This is a genomic window from Periweissella fabalis, from assembly GCF_012396505.1.
GTDB lineage: Bacteria > Bacillota > Bacilli > Lactobacillales > Lactobacillaceae > Periweissella > Periweissella fabalis.
This window is the reverse complement of record NZ_JAAXPN010000007.1, coordinates 53,701-69,149: the sequence shown is the minus strand read 5'-3', so window position 1 is coordinate 69,149 and position 15,449 is coordinate 53,701. Positions and strand designations below refer to the sequence as shown.

Genomic DNA, 15,449 nt, shown 5'->3' with positions numbered 1-15,449 from the left:
ATATTCGCCAACGTTAATGTACTAATCATCGGTACTAATAATAACTAAAAATAAATAATGATTAACATAAGATTATTCGGATATAATTTATAATTATTATGAGGAAATTATTCAATTTTGTGAAATGAATAATTTAGTTTTATGGAAATTAAAAAAAGTGAAAATTATATGAAAACGCTTACTGTGTTAAATATGTTGATGTATCGGCATTTAGAGTTAAATTTTATTAAAAAATATGATTGTATTTTTTATATCAAAGGAGTAGTATTTGGGGTGTATTTTGAGTAATGATTATCACAAGTAATAAAAAACGATAATTTATTTATTACAAAGTATTTCGTAGACTAAATTTTGAAGGAGAAAAGAGGTGAATTAGTGTGGGTGAAAAAGCTCCGACGTTTAACTTTTTGGGTTTAACTTTTAATATAACCAATTTAATTTCAATTACAGTCGTTATGTTAATTACGTTTTTCCTGATCTTGTGGTTGTCACGACGGCCGCAAATTCGTCCAAGCGGTAGACAAAATGTCCTTGAATGGATTATTGATTTTACAAATAAAATTGTTGAATCGTCATTGCCAAACCGCACGGGGCAAAATATGCGTGTACTAGCATTTGTTCTTTTTATATTTATATTTATTGCCAATCAATTTGGCTTGATTTTTCAAGTTAAATTGGGTGATTTTACTTATTTAAAGAGTCCAACTGCTGATCCGATTCTTACCATGACCTTAGCAATGATAATGATTGTTATGGCTCACTATCTTGGGGTAGCCACACTTGGATTTAAGAAGTATTTTAAAAATAACTATTTAAGTCCTTATGTGTTTTTATTCCCAGTTAACCTTATCGAGGAATTTACAAGTTTCCTTACTTTGGGATTGCGGTTGTTTGGTAATATTATGGCTGGTGAAATGTTGCTTAATTTAATTGCAAGTTTTGCATTCTCTCACGGGGTAATAACATTTATTCCTGGAATCATTCTTGAAGTTATTTGGCAAGGTTTCTCAGTATTCATTGGTAGTGTACAAGCGTACGTTTTTGTTACACTAGCAATGGTTTATATCTCTGAGAAAACAATAGTTGAAGAACTATAAGCTCATTTAATTTAAAAATTTAGAATATATAATATTCGGAGGATTTATCAAAATGGAAAACATTGGTCACTTAGCTCAAATTGGTGCTGGTATTGCAGCCGGTGGTGCCGCTATTGGTGCCGGTATTGGTAATGGTCACGTTATTGCAGCCATGATTGAAGGAACTGCCCGTCAACCTGAATTAGAAGGTAAGTTACGTGGAGCAATGTTTCTTGGGGTTGGTCTTGTTGAAGCGGTGCCAATCTTAGGTTTCGTTATCTCACTTCTTTTGCTTTTCAAGTAAGCAACTTTAAAATTTAGAAGAAAGTGAGGTGGCAGAATGTTTTCAGTTGATATTTTAGCAAGTAATCAATTATATGTTGGTGACATGGCATTCATTTTGGTTTCATTTGCAATTTTAGTAGTCCTAGTAAGAATATTTGCTTGGGGCCCGGTAACTAAGATGATGCAAGAACGTGCCGATAAAATCGCCGCAGATATTGATTCTGCTGAAGATGCCCGTAAAGAAGCTGAAGAATTGGCAGTTAAGCGTCAAGAACAATTAAAGGCTTCACGTCAAGAAGCAACAACGATTGTTTCAGATGCAAAGAATCAAGGTAATGAACAACGGCAAGCGATTATTGATAAAGCACAGACAGATGCAAGTTCACTTAAAGTTTCAGCACAAGCCGAAATTGAACAAGCTCGCCGTGATGCATTAGCTAGTGTTCAAAATGAAGTTGCTGATTTATCTGTGCAAATTGCAACTAAGATTATTCAAAAAGAGTTAAAGTTGGATGATCAAAAAGCGTTAATTGACTCTTATATTGAAGGGTTAGGTACACATAATGAAGCTTAATTCAATAACATTAGCTAAACGTTATTCACGAGCTTTATTTGAATTGGCTACTGAAAAAAAAGAATTAGAAATCGTTGCAAAAGATTTAAATACTGTGCGCGATGTTTTTGTAAGTAATCCTAATTACGTGCAACAACTATCTAGTCCTAGCTTGCCAAATAAAGCAAAACAAGTAGTAATTGATACTCTTAAACAAGATGCACATCCGTTGGTAGCAAATTTTATTCAAATGATTTTTGAATATCAACATCTTGATGCAGTGGTTTTGATTATTGAGTACTTTAATAAATTAGTTAATAAAAAGAACAAAGTTGTGTATGCTAATGCAATCACAGCTGTTGAAATTTCAACGGCTCAAAAAGAAAAATTAGCGACACACTTAGCCCAACATCTCGGCGCTAATAAAGTGGTTTTAGAGACAACAATCAACCCTAATATTATTGGGGGAGTAATTGTTGAAGCTGACGGTAGAATAATTGACGGTAGCTTAGCAACTAAAATCGATAAAATTCGCCGTATGTTGGTTAAATAAACATGAAGAGGTGAAACCGGTATGAGCATTAAGGCTGAGGAAATCAGTGCTCTCATCAAGCAACAACTAGCTAGTTACCAAGATGAGCTTATAGTTGAAGAAACTGGGACAGTGACCTACGTTGGGGATGGAGTTGCCCGCGTGCACGGTCTTGACAATGCTATGGCTGGTGAATTGGTTGAGTTTTCAAACGGTGTCTTTGGGATGGCACAAAACCTTGAATCAAACGATGTTGGTATCGTTATTCTTGGTAAATTTGATGACATTCGCGAAGGCGATACTGTTAAACGAACTGGACGGATTATGGAAGTTCCAGTTGGGGAAGCAATGATTGGGCGCGTTGTTAACGCACTTGGTCAACCAATTGACGGGCTTGGCGAAATTAAAACAACAAAGACACGTCCAGTTGAGCATAAAGCACCAGGCGTTATGGAACGCAAATCAGTTTTTGAACCATTACAAACTGGGATTAAAGCGATTGACGCTTTGGTACCAATTGGTCGTGGACAACGTGAATTGATTATTGGTGATCGTAAAACTGGTAAGACCTCGCTAGCAATTGATACTATTTTGAATCAAAAAGATCAAAACATGATTGTCATCTATGTTGCTATTGGTCAAAAAGATTCAACTGTACGGACGCAAGTTGAGACGTTACGTCGTTTAGGTGCTTTAGACTATACTATTGTCGTAACAGCCGGACCTTCTGAACCAGCACCAATGTTATATCTTGCACCATATACTGGGGCAGCGATTGGTGAAGAATTCATGGCCAATGGTAAGCATGTCTTGATTATCTATGATGATTTATCAAAACAAGCCACGGCATACCGTGAACTCTCATTGATTCTTCGTCGGCCACCTGGTCGTGAAGCATATCCAGGGGATGTATTTTATTTACACTCACGCTTACTTGAACGAGCAGCAAAATTAAGCGATGAATTGGGTGGTGGGTCAATGACGGCCTTACCATTTATCGAAACCCAAGCTGGGGACGTTTCGGCGTACATTCCAACGAACGTTATTTCAATCACTGATGGGCAAATCTTCTTGGATTCAGATTCATTCTATTCAGGAGTGCGGCCAGCGATTGATGCTGGTACTTCTGTGTCACGAGTTGGTGGGGATGCCCAAATTAAAGCAATGAAAAAAGTTGCCGGAACACTTCGGCTTGATTTAGCTTCATATCATGAACTTGAATCATTTGCCCAATTTGGGTCTGATTTGGATGCCGCTACACAAGCTAAATTAGCACGTGGTCGTCGAACGGTTGAAGTGTTGAAACAACCACTTCACAAGCCAATGCCGGTTGAACAACAAGTGTTGGTATTGTATGCCTTGACTCATGGATTTATTGATGACGTTGCGATTGAAGATATTCAACGCTTCCAAGACGAATTGATTGGCTACGTTCAAGCATCTCATAAGGCAATTCTTGATGAAATTCTTGAAACACATAATTTACCAGCTGAAGATAAAATGGATGTGGCTATCACTGATTTCAAGAAAACCTTCCAAGCTTCAGATGCTCAATAAAGCAAAGTGAAATTTGAGGAAGGAGAAATAGCATGCCAGCATCTTTACAAGATATTCAACGACGCATTACGTCAACTAAAAAAACTGGTCAAATTACCGGTGCTATGCAAATGGTATCAACCGCTAAGTTGAGTCAAATTCAACGGCATACCACTGGATACCAAGCCTATGTAACTCACGTTAAAGCCGTGGTAGCCCACTTGGCGCAAGCACATGTCTTAGCAAATGCTCAAGGTGAATTACTCGAGGTTCGCCCGATTAGCAAGACTGGTATCTTGGTGGTAACATCTGATCGGGGCTTAGTAGGAAGTTATAATAGTACAGTGTTAAAACAAACGCTGGATTTAATTTCTAAAAAGAATTTGACACCTGCCAACACTGAAATTTTGGCAGTTGGTGGCGTTGGAGCTGATTTCTTTAAGAAACGTGGTTTCAATGTAACTTATGAATACCGTGGTGTTAACGATGTTCCGCAATTCATGGAAATTCGTGAAATTGTGAAAGCTGTTACGGCCATGTTTGCCAGTGATGTTTTTGATGAATTAACAATTGCATATAATCACTTTGTTAATCGGATTTCTAATGAATACAGAGTGATGCCAATGTTGCCAATCACGGAAGATACCCTCCAAATTCATGCTAAACAAACTGGTGCAACAGCATCATTTGCGAGTTATGAAATGGCTCCATCACCAGAGGCAATTTTAAAAGCAGTCCTACCTCAATACGTTGAGGCGATGCTTTACGGGGCTATTTTAGATGCTAAAACTGCTGAACATGCAGCAAGTGCTAATGCAATGCGTTCAGCGACTGACAATGCTAAGGATGTTATTAGTAGTCTTGAACTACAATTTAACCGAGCACGTCAAGCAGCAATTACAACGGAAATTACCGAAATTACCGGTGGTATGGCTGCATTAGATTAATAAATTTATTTGCGAAAGGAATTAACATAATTATGAGTACTGGTAAAGTTTTACAAGTTATTGGGCCAGTTGTCGATGTTGAATTCCCGCTTGATGGCAAATTGCCAGACATTAACAATGCGTTAGTTATTGATAAGGGTGAAGGTGCTACCTTAACGGTTGAAGTTTCACTTGCCCTTGGAGATGGGGTGGTTCGGACTATCGCGATGGATTCAACCGACGGCTTGCAACGCGGAATGAGCGTTACTGATACTGGAGCATCAATCTCTGTACCTGTTGGTGAAGCAACCCTTGGTCGGGTGTTTAATGTCTTAGGGGAAACTATCGATAACGGTGAAGAATTTGGCCCAGATGCACCACGTGACCCAATTCATCGTGAAGCACCTGCCTATGATCAATTGGCAAACTCAACTGAAATCCTTGAAACCGGGATTAAAGTTATTGATTTGCTTGCCCCATATGTGCGTGGTGGTAAGATTGGTTTGTTCGGGGGTGCCGGAGTTGGTAAAACCGTTTTAATTCAAGAATTGATTCACAATATCGCTTCAGGGCACGCCGGAATCTCAGTCTTTACTGGGGTTGGTGAACGGACTCGTGAAGGTAATGATATGTATCACGAAATGAAAGAATCTGGCGTTTTGGAAAAAACTGCCATGGTTTATGGTCAAATGAACGAACCACCTGGTGCACGGATGCGAGTTGCCTTGACGGGCTTAACTATTGCTGAACACTTCCGTGATGTTAATGGTCAAGACGTGCTCTTGTTCATTGATAACATTTTCCGTTTCACCCAAGCTGGTTCCGAAGTTTCTGCCCTTTTGGGACGGATTCCATCAGCCGTTGGTTACCAACCAACTTTGGCAACTGAAATGGGTCAATTACAAGAACGAATCACCTCAACGAAGAAGGGGTCTGTTACTTCAATTCAAGCCGTTTATGTCCCAGCCGATGACTATACCGACCCAGCACCGGCAACGACTTTTGCACACTTGGATGCAACAACTAACTTGGAACGTGCCTTGACACAACAAGGGATTTACCCAGCCGTTGATCCACTTGCTTCAACATCATCAGCCCTTGACCCCCAAGTTGTTGGTCAAGAACACTATGATGTTGCAACTGAAGTGCAACACGTCTTGCAACGTTACCGTGAATTACAAGATATTATCTCAATTCTTGGGATGGATGAATTATCAGATGAAGAAAAGACGGTTGTTAACCGAGCTCGTCGGATTCAATTCTTCTTGTCACAACCATTCTCAGTTGCGGAAACATTTACTGGTTTAAAGGGTGAATATGTACCAGTTGCAGAAACAGTTCGTTCATTTAAGGAAATCCTAGAAGGAAAGCATGATGACCTTCCTGAAGATGCATTCCGTAACGTCGGAGTAATTGAACAAGCAGTTGAAAAGGCCCAAAAAATGGTTAAATAAGGAGGCTTTCAATGGCTGAACATACATTAGCAGTCAATATTGTGACTCCCGATGGTATAGTTTTCACCCGTGATGGGGTAAAATTAGCCGTAATTCATACTATTAGCGGGGCAATTGGAGTGATGGCTAATCATCAACCAATTGTGTCTGCTTTAAAGATTGATGCAATTAAAGTTACCTTTGCTGATAGCGATGATGAATTTATTGCTGTTAACGGTGGTTTTGCTGAATTTTCAAATAACACGTTGACTGTGGTAGCTGAAAGTGCTGAAACAGCCAAAGCAATTGATGTTCAACGTGCCGAATCAGCTAAGCATCGTGCTGAGCAACATATAAGCCATGCTAATGAAGTACATGATCCAAATGAACTTGCTCGAGCAGAAGTTGCCTTAGCTCGTGCCGTTAATCGAATTAAGATTGTTACTCGTAAGTAATAAAAAAGATTGGGATGCATTTTGCGTCCCAATCTTTTTTATTCGTATGAATATGGTATGATTAGCAAGTAGATTTATAGGAGGAAATTAAATGACATCAGGAATTGTTGCATTATTTCAAATTTGCCTTGAAGTAGTATTGATTTATGTAGCATTTTTAATTATGAATGCAATACCATTTGAACGTGTAATTGCTAAAGCAAATTATGCTCAAATTTTAAAAATTTTATTAGCAATTATCATTGGCTATTTGGTGAGCTTATTCTTTATAAATTTTGTAGAGCAAGTTCAGGCATTACGTGGTTTAGTTAATTAACTATAAAAGTAATAAAAAACATTGATACCGTTTGGAAGCCTGGCGTTTGTAATGGTATAATTATAATTATTTTGTAAAACAGTTAGGAATTAAGGAGAAAAAAGCATGGCAAAAGATATCGGGATTGACTTAGGAACAGCAAATGTGCTGATCTATGTTGAAGGTAAAGGTATCGTATTAAATGAACCATCTGTCGTGGCAGTTGATGCAAAAACTGATCGGGTATTGGCAGTTGGTTTAGAAGCATATCAAATGGTTGGCCGTACACCAGGTAACATTCGGGCTATTCGTCCGTTACGTGATGGCGTTATTTCGGATTTTGATGTTACTGAAGCAATGTTGACGTATTTTATTAATAAATTAAATGTTAAAGGTTTCTTGTCAAAACCAAATATTATGATTTGTGCCCCAACTAACATTACTGAAATTGAACGTAAAGCAATCATTCAAGCAGCTGAAAAATCTGGTGGTGCTAAAGTATTTCTTGAATATGAACCAAAAGTTGCTGCTGTTGGTGCAGGCTTAGATATTTTTAAAGCAACTGGTAATATGGTAATTGATATGGGTGGTGGAACTTCTGATATCGCCGTTCTTTCACTTGGTGACATTGTTGCATCAGATTCAATTCGAGTTGCTGGTGACAAGATGAACTCAGAAATTGTTGGTTACATTAAGCGTCACCATAGCTTAATTATTGGTGAACGGACAGCTGAAACAATTAAGATTCAAATTGGAACAGCGATTCCACAAAAGAATCCTGATACGATGGAAGTGCGTGGCCGGGATGCTTATGATGGGATGCCACGTTCTATTGAAATTAATGCTAATGAGGTTGAAGAAGCCTTACATGATACACTAGCACAAATTGTAAGTGCAGCACATGGTGTTTTAGCTCAATTACCACCAGAATTAGCATCTGATATTGTTGACCGTGGTATCATGTTAACTGGTGGCGGCTCATTACTTAAAGGAATTGATGAACTAGTTGCTGAAGCTTTACAAGTGCCAGTTGTAATTTCAGAAGCTCCGCTTGACAATGTTGCTCAAGGAGCAGGTGAATTACTAGAACATATGAACAGTAAGAAAAAACACCTTAATTAATGAGAAAAGTATTCATTGGTTTTGTGCGCTTATATCAGAAATTTATTTCACCGCTGTTTCCGCCTTCGTGTCGGTACTATCCGACATGTTCTAACTACGCCATAGTTGCGCTTAAAAAGCACGGAGCAATGCGGGGTACGCTAATGACTTTAGCACGAATTATGCGTTGTCAACCATTTGTACCAGGAGGATATGATCCAGTTCCAAATACATTTAACCTCCGACGAAATACCAATGCTACCGATATAGCTAAAGCGCAGCAAGAACATAAAATAGGTTAGGATTTTGTAAAGGAAAGAACTATGGGAAAAAAAGATCGGACAGTTCCTGTTACAATTGAGGAGCAAAAGAATGGGGCTCTGAATGTAATGATTGGGAAACGTAAAGTGGGCCAAATTATCACCAAAGAAGATATGGTAGTTGCTAAATTTGAAGATGGTGGTCAGTTAGAAGGTAAAAGCTTTGACGAGGTATTAGGACGAGTGATTGCCGAGTATAACTTACACAGTTAGAGGTTCCTTTGCTTTTCGAAAGTGAATTTGATATGGAGGCTTGAGTTGTATGCAAGCACGGATTAAAAAGACGACAAAGATTGATGAAGCTCGGATTGATTGGGGTATTATTTTTGTGGTCATGATGTTAGCCATTATTGGGCTAATATCGATTTATGTTGCAGCTTCACATGATCCCAATGTACGGAATGTGATGGCAATGATTAAACCACAAGCAATTTGGTACTTTATTGGAGTAGTAATTGTTGTGGTTATCATGCAATTTGATGCAGAACAATTATGGAAGATTGCTCCAGTTGCATATGGATTGGGAGTATTATTGCTCTTTGCGGTGTTATTTCTTTACTCACGAGCATATGAGGCTAAGACGGGGGCGAAAAGTTGGTTTGCACTGGGACCACTAACATTTCAGCCATCTGAGGTTATGAAGCCAGCATTCATTTTGATGATGGCAAGAGTAATTACTTTGTATAATTCTAAACATCCAGATCGCGATATAAAATCCGACTTTAAATTATTTGGAATTATGGTGCTTTGGTTATTACCAGTTATCATTTTATTAAAAGCACAAAATGACTTTGGGACAATGCTGGTATTTATAGCGATTTTTGGTGGTATGCTAATTGTTTCTGGAATATCATGGCGTATTTTAGGGCCAATGATTGGTTCATTTGCGGTGGTTGGTGGAACGGTATTAACATTTGTCACAACTGATTGGGGCCGCCAGGTTCTATATCATGTTGGCTTTCAACAATATCAATTCCAACGAGTTGACGTTTGGTTGAACCCATCAGGTGATACTTCTAATGCAGGTTATCAGTTATGGCAATCGATGAAAGCGATTGGATCAGGACAAATTACTGGTAATGGCTTTAATATAATGCATGTTCACGTACCGGTACAAGAATCAGATATGATTTTTTCGGTGATTGGCTCAAACTTTGGCTTCATTGGTGGTTTGATGTTAATCTTATTGTATTTTCTACTTATTTATCAGATGATTCGAGTGACTTTTGATACCCGCAATGAATTTTACGCTAACATTGCCACTGGGGTTGTAATGATGATTCTCTTCCACGTTTTTGAAAATGTTGGGATGAGTATCGGGTTACTACCGTTAACAGGGATTCCATTACCATTTATTTCTCAGGGTGGATCAGCACTCTTGGGGAACCTAATTGGTGTTGGTCTGATTATGTCAATGCGGTATCATTATAAGAGTTATATGTTTGCAAATCGAAGTTCATTTAGCAATAAATAGGAGAGCATGATGAGTGAAAAGTGGTATTGGACAGTTGAAGGCGCTGATGGAAGAGTTCGAATTGGTTTAACAGATCAAACACGGACAGAATTAGGCGATGTATCGTTTGTTGATTTACCTAAGATTGGGACAGTTTTAGCAATAGGTGATGCACTTGCTAGCATTGAAGCTACAAAAGCAGTCTTAGACTTTGATACGCCATTTGCTGGCACAGTAGTCGCAGTTAATACAGTTGCAATCGATAAGCCATCAATCTTGAGCAATTCCAGTCAAGATGATAATTGGTTGGTTGTTTTAAAGAACTAATTTTTAAAGATTATTAAAAATAAAAAAGCTAGCTGAGTTAAGTCTCAGCTAGCTTTTTTGGTTGCCATAAGACAATCCTAAATATGGAGCCGGCGGGGTTCGAACCCGCGTCCGAATATCTCACCACTATAATATCTACATTCATAGTAATTCTATTTATAATTCACTAAGTTGCACACGGAATTGACTTCGTGATCAACAAAGCTAACCCAGTTAGTTTCCGTTTTAATACTCTGGATAAAAGGAAGAAAACGTAGTCCACTATTAGTGGTCTAAAACACATCATGGACGAACATGCCTTAGACTACGCTAACTGGTTATTAAGCAGCTAATGCGTAAGTTTTGTTTGAATTGTTTGCAGTTATTCTGACTGAGTGGATTATAGGTTCACAACCCCTAAATGCAATCATAGCATGACCAATACCCGTCGAATCCAAAACGGCCCCAAAATATAATATATTTAATTGTATCATAGATGATGAAAAAATGCTGTCCCATTATAATATCTGTAATAAAATAACCCTTGATTCTATATTATAAACTGGATAATATTAATATAAATTATAAAATATAAATACATAATTTTTTTAGGAGAAGAAGCATGCGCATTTTAATGTTTGAGGAAGAGCAGGTTATTAGAGAACTATTAACACCGCTTATTTGCAAGCATCAGTGGGAAATTAAATATATATTTGATGATATAGCATTTATTAATGAAATAAATCGTAATTTAACGGAGTATGATGGCATTATTGTTGATATCAATAATAATAGCACTTTAAATATTTTGAAAAATATAAGTATTAATACATATATTTTTCAAAATATTTAACAGCCAATATAAATGATATTGATTCTTTAGAGAATGTGCATATTATCACCAAACCGTTTAATATAATGACATTAATTGGAAAAATTAAACAGATAATTAGGAATGATTTAGTATCAGACATTAAACATAGCCAACAAAAATTATCAAGATTAAGTGCTAGTCAATCAAAATTAAGTATATTTGATATTGAGACGGATCATTTTAAAATAAATTTTGCAACTCGTGAGGTAATGGTTGATAATCAAATTCTAGATCATTTGACGCCTAAAGAATATGAACTGTTAATAACTCTAATACAAAAACCCAAGCAAGTCTTTAGCCGTGAGCATTTACTTAGCTTGATTTGGAACTTGGATTTTGCTGGTAATGAACGAACGATTGATGTACATATTAAAAATTTACGGAAAAAAATTCCAAAATATGGTGCGCAAGTTATTAAAACAGTTTGGGGTGTTGGATATAAATTTGACGATAACCATAAATAAAAGTTACTTAATGAAATTATTAATTTGAATAAATTGTAAAATTATTTTACTTAACCTCTTGTGTAAACGTTTACAATAAGATAGAATATCATAGTTGATATTATTCATTGACTTTTAGAGAGAAGAGAGAAGAATTATGTTTATACTTATTGCGTTGATTCCTGCGTTGGCATGGGGTTCAACTGGTCTATTTTCTACCAAGTTAGGTGGGTCAGCGGGACAACAAACACTAGGAATGACTTTTGGAGCCATGGTATTTGGATTGCTTACATACCTTTGCTTTGTATTACCAAACCATATTAACATGGCATCAAATATCTGGGTTGTAGGTTTACTATCAGGTTTACTTTGGGCAGTTGGACAGGCAGGTCAATTTACTGCAATTAAGGCCATGGGTGTCTCAAATGCGATTCCTTGGTCAAATGCTGGTCAAATAGTAAGTAATGCTGCTTTGGCAGCGACAATACTTGCTGAGTGGCAATCAGGTAAGACATGGTTATTTGGTTCATTAGCAGTTTTACTTGTTGTGATTGGCGCAATTCTTACTGCAAAACGTGATGCTGCTATTTCAAATGGTGATACAGCTAAGTCTAAAGAAACAACACGTGGAATTATTGCTTTAATAATTTCAACGATTGGTTATGCCGGTTACTTTATTGTGCCTAATTTGATGCGTAAGTTTGGATACATTTCAAGTACAGTTGCTAATCGGAATCATGGTGTTGATTACTTGACTGCAACAATTTTTCCACAATCAATCGGAATGGTTATTGGAGCTTTCATTATCGTTTTATTCTTTATGCGTGAAAGTAAGATTATGTTCCAAACACCAACATGGCGTAATATCTTAACAGGTGGTGTTTGGGGGATTGGTAATTTAGCAATGTTCATCTCAACAGCAACAATTGGGCAAGCAGTTGCCGTAACAATTGCCCAAATGGGTATTATTGTTGGTACGTTTGGTGGTATTTTTATTTTGAAGGAACGTAAAACTACTAAGCAAATGGGCTTTATTATCGCTGGTTCAATTTTGATTGTGATTGGTGGTATCTTGATTAGTAATTTACCTAAGTAAAAAAGAGTTCTGATATAACTCCAATATTATAGGAGTATACTACGATACGTTGGTTCATAATTTTCATATATTTAAAATACGATAGAAAACGTATTGAAGAAATATTTTTCTATTAGGGTAGCCTCCGAGGTAACAAATGAAATTGATTATTTCATTTGTTACCTCGGATTTTTTTATAAAAAACTGCACATAATCATTTTGACATACTTTGAATCATGCATAATAGAAAGTGCCAATAAGAGTGTAGTTATTTAATTTGCAAAAAATTACTCGCCCTGAAGCGAAAACTTTAGCTGGGTAAAATGGCTAGGGAATATCAAAAAATACAACTGGATTGTTTAAAAAAGGCCTTATTCATCGTTTAAAAAATAAATGGCCTTACACCGAATAATTTCGGTGTAAGGCCATTTTAAAACGGTTAATTACATAACCATTTTTAGTCGCTATTATTAAGTAAGGTATTATGCCCAATCGCCATTACGGAAGACAGGGATAGTTTCACCGTCGTAAGTAATACCGTCAATGTTCATGTCAGCAGAGCCAATCATGAAATCAACATGGGTTTGTGATTGATTTTGGCCAAGTTCTTTACGTGCTTCTTCATCTAATATGGTTCCATTTTTAACATTAAATGGATAGGCAGCACCGAGTGCTAAATGATCAGATGCATTTTCATCAATTAGCGTATTAAAGAAAACAATGCCTGATTCTGAAATTGGTGAGTGGAATGGAACTAATGAAACTTCTCCTAGAGAACGTGAACCTGCATCAGTATCTAATAACTTAAGTAAAGCATCTTCACCCTTAGAGGCATGTGCTTCGATTACTTGACCATTTTCAAAAGTTAATTCAATATCCTCAATCAAGACACCAGCATATGAAAGTGGCTTAGTTGAAACGACTTTTCCATGAATGTTTTTAAAATCAGGTGATGTAAATACTTCCTCAGTTGGCATATTAGCAACGAATAGGTTGCCTTGGCGATCAATTGAATCTGCAGCTTCCCAAACATGATTTTTGGCTAAACCAATCGTGAAATTAGTTAATTCACTAGTATAATGAAGTTCTTTGAAGTTTAATTCATTAAGCCAAGTAGCCTTACTTTTAAGGGTTTGAATATGTTCATCCCATACTGCAATAGCATCATTAGTATCATCAATACGGACAACCTTGAAAATTTCATCCCATAAGCGATCAACTGCTGCTTGACCGTGTAATTTAGGGAAAACTTTTTCGGCCCATTTTTGACCAGATGCGGCGACTACAAGCCATGAAATATCATTATTCATAGTTGCTTGACGAATCACGCGAAGTGCTTTACCAGTTGCTGCGGTAAATTTGGCAACTCTTTCTTGATCTAAATCACCATATGCATCAGGATCACTTGAGATAAGTGAAATACGAGATGCATTTTTAGCCATTAATTCTTCGGCTTCGACTGATAAGTAATTGGGAATATTTACTAATCTTTCAGCAGAGGTATGTTCAAGGAAAGCATGACTAATATGACTGTCGTTCCATTTGACAATTACTTCATTTGCACCAGCAGCATAAGCAGCATCTGTAATCTTACGAGCTAAAACGGCATTCTCAACATCGGCATAAAGGATAATTGTTTGACCTTTTTGCACATTTACTCCAGTTTTAACGATTAAATCTGCATATTTATCAAGTTTTAGTTCGAAATTTGAGCTCATAGAAAAGCGCCTCCAATAAAAATTAAATTATCTTAATTATAACATGTTAATTACATGAGTAAATAATTAAATTTATTTAATTTTTACGTTGTTAATTAGGATTAAGCGATAGGTGATTATTAATACAAACAATACAAACGAATAAGACAAAGCCTATTAGCAATGCTATAATAATAAAGATTAGTAGGTTAGAAACTAAAGAAGATTTAGAAAGGGAGAACTATGATTAGTTTAAAATCAGCACGTGAAATCGAGGCAATGAAAGCTTCAGGTGCTATTATTGCAGGCATGCATAAAGAATTAGCTCAAATTATTAAACCAGGTATGGAAAGTTGGGCAATTGAGGAATTTTGTCACAAATATATTGAAGAACATGGTGGGGTTGCAGCCCAAATTGGTTTTGAAACATATAAATATGCAACTTGTGTTTCAATAAATGATTATGTTTGTCATGCAATTCCTCGTAAAGGTGTTTTCCTAAAAGAAGGTGATATTGTTAAAGTTGATACTGTTGTCGAGCTTGATGGAGCATTTTCAGATTCATGTTGGACTTTTGCAGTTGGTAAAGTTAGCCCTGAGGTCGCTGCTTTAATGGAGGCGACTAAGCATGCATTATACCTTGGAATTGATCAAGCTGTAGTTGGTAATCGAATTGGTGATATTGGTGCAGTAATTGATGGTTATTTAACTGAAAACGGTTATGGAAATGTTCGTGAATATATCGGACATGGTATTGGACCAACTATGCATGAAGAACCATCAGTACCTCATTTTGGAACTGCTGGACGTGGGTTACGCTTGAAAGAAGGAATGACAATCACCATTGAACCAATGGTAACACTTGGTGGTTGGCAAACGCGAATTGTTGCTGAAGAATCAGATTGGGATGCAGCAAAAACTGCTGATGGTTCATGGTGTGCTCAATATGAACATACGTTAGCAATCACAAAGAACGGACCTAAAATTTTAACTTCTCAAGATCCAAAAGAAGATGCTAAATACTTATAATAATTAAAACAGAGCCGACTTTTAAAATAAGCCGACTCTGTTTTAATTAGGTAGATTTGA

Annotated in this window: 19 protein-coding genes and 1 other RNA gene; 18 read left to right on the top strand and 2 right to left on the bottom strand. The window is 36.9% G+C overall.

Features of this window, described 5'->3' with window-relative positions; translation table 11 throughout:
- The first annotated feature begins 377 nt into the window (after window positions 1-377).
- The 14 genes from atpB (at window position 378) to HF964_RS06980 (ending at window position 10,292) form a co-directional block, all read left to right on the top strand.
- Entirely contained in the window at window positions 378-1,097 is a 720-nt protein-coding gene (atpB, locus tag HF964_RS07045; protein WP_168722342.1) for a F0F1 ATP synthase subunit A, read from the top strand.
- A 52-nt stretch (window positions 1,098-1,149) separates the two neighbouring features.
- Entirely contained in the window at window positions 1,150-1,380 is a 231-nt protein-coding gene (atpE, locus tag HF964_RS07040; RefSeq protein ID WP_168722341.1) for a F0F1 ATP synthase subunit C, read from the top strand.
- Window positions 1,381-1,416: 36 nt separating this feature from the next.
- Entirely contained in the window at window positions 1,417-1,935 is a 519-nt protein-coding gene (atpF, locus tag HF964_RS07035) for a F0F1 ATP synthase subunit B (RefSeq protein ID WP_168722340.1), read from the top strand.
- Window positions 1,925-2,467 carry an ATP synthase F1 subunit delta gene (gene atpH / locus HF964_RS07030; RefSeq protein WP_168722339.1) on the top strand — a complete coding sequence of 181 codons (543 nt, stop codon included), beginning with the start codon at window positions 1,925-1,927 and terminating at the stop codon, window positions 2,465-2,467. The genes atpF and atpH overlap by 11 nt, the downstream gene beginning before the upstream one ends.
- 21 nt (window positions 2,468-2,488) lie before the next feature.
- Window positions 2,489-4,003, top strand: coding sequence for a F0F1 ATP synthase subunit alpha (gene atpA, locus HF964_RS07025; protein WP_168722338.1), 1,515 nt, complete (start codon window positions 2,489-2,491; stop codon window positions 4,001-4,003).
- Window positions 4,004-4,035: 32 nt separating this feature from the next.
- Window positions 4,036-4,929, top strand: a complete 894-nt coding sequence (locus HF964_RS07020) for a F0F1 ATP synthase subunit gamma (protein ID WP_168722337.1) — start codon at window positions 4,036-4,038, stop codon at window positions 4,927-4,929.
- Between the two features lie 32 nt (window positions 4,930-4,961).
- A complete protein-coding gene (atpD, locus tag HF964_RS07015; protein ID WP_168722336.1) occupies window positions 4,962-6,362 on the top strand; it encodes a F0F1 ATP synthase subunit beta in 1,401 nt (466 codons plus the stop codon).
- Between the two features lie 11 nt (window positions 6,363-6,373).
- Window positions 6,374-6,796: a F0F1 ATP synthase subunit epsilon gene (locus tag HF964_RS07010; protein WP_168722335.1), complete on the top strand. Its 423-nt coding sequence runs from the start codon at window positions 6,374-6,376 to the stop codon at window positions 6,794-6,796.
- Between the two features lie 91 nt (window positions 6,797-6,887).
- Complete coding sequence (locus tag HF964_RS07005) at window positions 6,888-7,112, top strand: DUF1146 family protein (protein ID WP_168722334.1); 225 nt, start codon at window positions 6,888-6,890, stop codon at window positions 7,110-7,112.
- A gap of 105 nt (window positions 7,113-7,217) precedes the next feature.
- On the top strand, window positions 7,218-8,213 hold the full coding sequence (gene mreB, locus HF964_RS07000; protein WP_168722333.1) for a rod shape-determining protein: 996 nt from the start codon (window positions 7,218-7,220) through the stop codon (window positions 8,211-8,213).
- Entirely contained in the window at window positions 8,213-8,494 is a 282-nt protein-coding gene (yidD, locus tag HF964_RS06995) for a membrane protein insertion efficiency factor YidD (protein ID WP_168722332.1), read from the top strand. The genes mreB and yidD overlap by 1 nt, the downstream gene beginning before the upstream one ends.
- Before the next feature lie 21 nt (window positions 8,495-8,515).
- On the top strand, window positions 8,516-8,725 hold the full coding sequence (locus HF964_RS06990) for a DUF2969 family protein (RefSeq protein WP_168722331.1): 210 nt from the start codon (window positions 8,516-8,518) through the stop codon (window positions 8,723-8,725).
- A 49-nt stretch (window positions 8,726-8,774) separates the two neighbouring features.
- Entirely contained in the window at window positions 8,775-9,986 is a 1,212-nt protein-coding gene (locus HF964_RS06985; RefSeq protein ID WP_168722330.1) for an FtsW/RodA/SpoVE family cell cycle protein, read from the top strand.
- A 9-nt stretch (window positions 9,987-9,995) separates the two neighbouring features.
- Entirely contained in the window at window positions 9,996-10,292 is a 297-nt protein-coding gene (locus HF964_RS06980; RefSeq protein WP_168722329.1) for a glycine cleavage system H family protein, read from the top strand.
- An 81-nt stretch (window positions 10,293-10,373) separates the two neighbouring features.
- Here HF964_RS06980 and ssrA read toward each other — a convergent pair.
- Window positions 10,374-10,738: a transfer-messenger RNA gene (gene ssrA, locus HF964_RS06975) on the bottom strand.
- A gap of 155 nt (window positions 10,739-10,893) precedes the next feature.
- On the opposite strand from ssrA, the gene HF964_RS06970 reads away from it, so the two are divergent.
- The 3 genes from HF964_RS06970 (at window position 10,894) to HF964_RS06960 (ending at window position 12,684) form a co-directional block, all read left to right on the top strand.
- Window positions 10,894-11,124: a hypothetical protein gene (locus HF964_RS06970; RefSeq protein ID WP_168722328.1), complete on the top strand. Its 231-nt coding sequence runs from the start codon at window positions 10,894-10,896 to the stop codon at window positions 11,122-11,124.
- A 65-nt stretch (window positions 11,125-11,189) separates the two neighbouring features.
- A complete protein-coding gene (locus tag HF964_RS06965; RefSeq protein WP_168722327.1) occupies window positions 11,190-11,609 on the top strand; it encodes a winged helix-turn-helix domain-containing protein in 420 nt (139 codons plus the stop codon).
- 136 nt (window positions 11,610-11,745) lie between these two features.
- The gene (locus HF964_RS06960) at window positions 11,746-12,684 is read left to right on the top strand and encodes a GRP family sugar transporter (protein WP_168722326.1); all 939 of its coding nucleotides are present in this window, start codon (window positions 11,746-11,748) and stop codon (window positions 12,682-12,684) included.
- Window positions 12,685-13,145: 461 nt separating this feature from the next.
- On the opposite strand, the gene HF964_RS06955 is transcribed toward HF964_RS06960, so the two are convergent.
- Complete coding sequence (locus tag HF964_RS06955) at window positions 13,146-14,381, bottom strand: aminopeptidase (protein WP_168722325.1); 1,236 nt, start codon at window positions 14,379-14,381, stop codon at window positions 13,146-13,148.
- Window positions 14,382-14,603: 222 nt separating this feature from the next.
- Between HF964_RS06955 and map the strand changes: the two genes are divergently transcribed.
- Window positions 14,604-15,389 carry a type I methionyl aminopeptidase gene (gene map, locus HF964_RS06950; protein ID WP_168722324.1) on the top strand — a complete coding sequence of 262 codons (786 nt, stop codon included), beginning with the start codon at window positions 14,604-14,606 and terminating at the stop codon, window positions 15,387-15,389.
- The last annotated feature ends 60 nt before the right edge of the window (window positions 15,390-15,449 follow it).